Origin of the sequence: Schnuerera sp., from assembly GCF_035459645.1 — a bacterium.
Classification (GTDB): domain Bacteria; phylum Bacillota; class Clostridia; order Tissierellales; family Tepidimicrobiaceae; genus Schnuerera.
On the sequence record NZ_DATHXO010000336.1, the window covers coordinates 1 to 3,469 of the forward strand.

The 3,469-nt window shown below is 27.5% G+C and carries 5 protein-coding genes; all 5 read left to right on the top strand.

The features are described from left to right. Nucleotides 1-293, top strand: a 293-nt coding sequence (locus VK998_RS07805) for a UTRA domain-containing protein (protein ID WP_325227375.1), incomplete at its 5' end; no start/stop codon positions are given. 234 nt (nucleotides 294-527) lie between these two features. Next, nucleotides 528-953, top strand: coding sequence for a hypothetical protein (locus VK998_RS07810; RefSeq protein ID WP_325227378.1), 426 nt, complete (start codon nucleotides 528-530; stop codon nucleotides 951-953). A gap of 62 nt (nucleotides 954-1,015) precedes the next feature. Further along, nucleotides 1,016-2,014 (top strand): type II toxin-antitoxin system antitoxin SocA domain-containing protein, encoded by a 999-nt coding sequence (locus VK998_RS07815; RefSeq protein WP_325227380.1) that lies wholly within the window; start codon nucleotides 1,016-1,018, stop codon nucleotides 2,012-2,014. 290 nt (nucleotides 2,015-2,304) lie between these two features. Beyond that, entirely contained in the window at nucleotides 2,305-3,036 is a 732-nt protein-coding gene (locus tag VK998_RS07820) for an N-acetylmuramoyl-L-alanine amidase family protein (RefSeq protein ID WP_325227382.1), read from the top strand. A gap of 157 nt (nucleotides 3,037-3,193) precedes the next feature. Beyond that, the coding region (locus VK998_RS07825) for a GntR family transcriptional regulator (protein ID WP_325227384.1) at nucleotides 3,194-3,469 on the top strand (276 nt) is incomplete at its 3' end.

Here is a 3,469-nt window from a genome sequence, read left to right on the forward strand (position 1 = left end):
AAGATTATTTCAACAACCGATATGTGCCAAGTCTAACTAAGAAAGTATGTGAAAGTTCAATATATGAATATTTAGAAAATGATCTAGGTTTAACTATTGGATTTGCTAAAAAGGAAATAACAGTACAACAAGTGTCCAATGAGGATAAAAAATACTTAGACTTAGAGGACTATAATATGGTTGTAGTGGTTAAGTCTTATACCTATCTAGATGATATGAGTTTGTTTCAATATACTGAATCTAGACATAGACCGGACAAATTCAGGTTTGTTGATTTTGCAAGGAGAAAATGAGATTAGAAGAATAATCTCTTTTTTTCCTTTTTTGGTCTATAATCTATATTCTTAGGCTGGAATTGATTAGACTGTAATAAAAATCAAATAATAGTAGTTTAGCAAAAGGTAGAAAACCATGAACAGATGATACGAAAATTAAATATATTGTATTAATAAATACATTTTTATATTGTGTTTTTGGTATAATTAATGTATAATTGTATTATACTAGAATAAGGGAGAGATTAAGATTTGGGTAATACTAAAAGAGAAATAAAGAAATATACAGATCTTGCTCCAGATGATATAAAAACCTATCTTTCTAAATTTAGAAAATTCATATTAGATGGTAAGTATTCAATTGCACAAAATGAAAATAGACAAGAAAATATAGACTTTATTGAGGATTATAAAATTGATACAAAAAAAGAAAAAGAAATACTATTAGGTATTCAATATGATGATTTTTGTTATGCCGTTGATAATGATAATGAAGAATTTTCTCATGAAATATTGTACATATTCTGTAAGTGCCAAGAATTAGATTATTGGGGTACTTTAGAAAATATAGATATATATATTAAAATTAATATGACTCAAATAAGGAATGGCGATGATTTTGTGTTCATCGTATCTTTTCATAAAAGAAATAAACCAATAGAATATTTGTTTAAATAAATAGCTTGATAATATATAAAATAAGATTGATAATGGCTATTAATAAAAAGGAGGCAACCTAGATGTTAGGATTTTGTGAAAAATGTCATGATATGGTGAAATACTATATCAGAGAAAAGAAAATGACAAAAAACATTAAAGGTAAGGAAATTGAGTATATAGGAAAAGTTGCAATTTGTAGTGAGTGTGAAAGTGAAATATTTGTAGCTGATATTCGTGATTATAATCTTAAAATGCTAGATAATGCTTTTAGGGAAAAAGAGGGGTTGATTTCTGTTTCAGAAATGGAACTTATATTAGATAAGTATGATATTGGTAAAAGACCTTTATCTTTGCTATTAGGATGGGGTGAAGGTACTCTTACTAGATATTTGGATGGAGATATTCCTACTAAACAATATTCAGATACTTTAAAAACAATCCTTAATGACTCGAAGTATATGAAAAAAGTACTAGAGGAAAATAAAGATAGTATAACAAACATTGCATATAAGCGTTGTAGTGAGGCGTTAATGGGTATTGAAAAGGAGAATTCTATAACTGTTAAATCTGAGGATAAGATTGATCATGTTGTAAAATACTTATTGCTAAGTTGTTCAGATATAACACCTTTGGCGTTACAAAAACTATTATACTATGCCCAGGGTTTTTTCAAAGCTTTTACAGGTGAATATCTATTCCATAATAATTGTGAAGCTTGGGTACATGGGCCTGTATATAGAAGTGTATACTATAAATATAAAAACTATGGATACAACCCTATTGAGGAAAATGAATGTGACTACACTGATATAGAATTGGCTAAGATTGAAAGGGAGATTTTAGACAGCGTAATTAGAAATTTTGGTTGTTATAGTGGGAAGGTGCTAGAAAAGATGACTCATGCAGAAATGCCATGGAGTAGTACTAGAGTAGGTTTAAGGGATGATGAAAGTTCAGACCGAATTATTGAAAAAGAGCTGATAACAAAGTATTTCGAAGATATTAAACTAAAACATAATATGCTTAATATATCAGATATTAGTGATTATAGTACTGATATTTTCAATAAGCTATACTAATAAAAGATAAAATAACTTTTTAAAACGAATGAAAATGTAAGAAATGCGTCTGGGAACATGGTTTTCACCTAATATGGTATATTGCATGTTCCCTAGGGGCTTTAAAGATAAAGAGGTGAGAGTTCAATATACTGAATCCAGACATAGACCAGATAAATTTAGATTTGTTGATTTTGCAAGGAGAAAATGAGATGGGAATAAAATCTCTTTTTTCCTTTTTTGTTCTATAATCTAAAAATATAAAATAATTATATAATTAAGCATGATACTATTTTAGATAGGGTGAAAAAATGAACAGAAAACCTAAAATTTATATAATAAAATTTAATAAAAGATTTTTGACTTTAGCTGGAATTATATTGATTATAATCTTAGGAATAGTTTTTTTAAACAATTCTAGAGCTTCAAAAATATTTAATTATAAAGTCAAACAAACTATTGTAATCGATCCAGGCCATGGAGGGATCGATGGAGGTACTGGGGATCCAAAAGATGTTTTAGAAAAGGATATTAATCTTGATATCGGATCAAAACTAAAAAAAGAATTATTAGTTGAGGGATTTGATGTAGTTATGACAAGAGAACAAGACGAGTCATTAGAGGATTTAAGTGATATTAATTCATCCAGATATAGACGTGATTTAGATGCAAGAAAATCCATTATAAACAATCATGAGCCTTTAGTTTATGTTAGTATACATGTTAATTCAAGTAAAAGTTCTTCTGCTAGAGGTGTAAAAGTATATCATTTTCCAAGCTCTGAAGAAGGTAAAGAATTAGCAGAAACAATAGCTAATTCCGTAGATACATACTTATATGGAGAATTACTAAAAGATGACAATTTAAGTTCTGAAGTATTATCAGAAAATTTCTATATATTAAGGGAAACTAAATATACTGGAGTATTGGTAGAAGCAGGTTTTATAACTAATCCAGAAGAAAATAGATTATTGAAGGACCAAAAATATAAAGAAAAATTAGCTTTTGCTATAAAAAAGGGAATACTTGAATATTTGAAGTAAGGTATGTACTAATTTATAAGGATAAAAAATAAAATAAAAAAATTTAAAAAAATTTTTCAAAAAAAGAAGGATTTTTAAAATCTATGTAGAATATATATACATACAGAAGATTGTCGACAGTAGACAAAAGAAAAAATTTACTATGGAGATGAGTAATATGTATGGAGATGAAAGATATCGGAAGAAAAGTTTAAGTGATATTGTTATAGATTATATAACAAAAAAAATATTAACAGGAGAATATAAAGAAGGAGATCGTATTCTTGAATCTAAAATTGCTGAGTCTCTTGAGATTAGTAGGGCACCTGTAAGAGAAGGTATAATTGAGTTACAAAATCAAGGATTATTAAAATATATTCCAAGAAAAGGAAACTTCGTAACCAAAATGACTATGGAAGATGTTAAGGAAGTTTTTGATATCAGATTACTATTG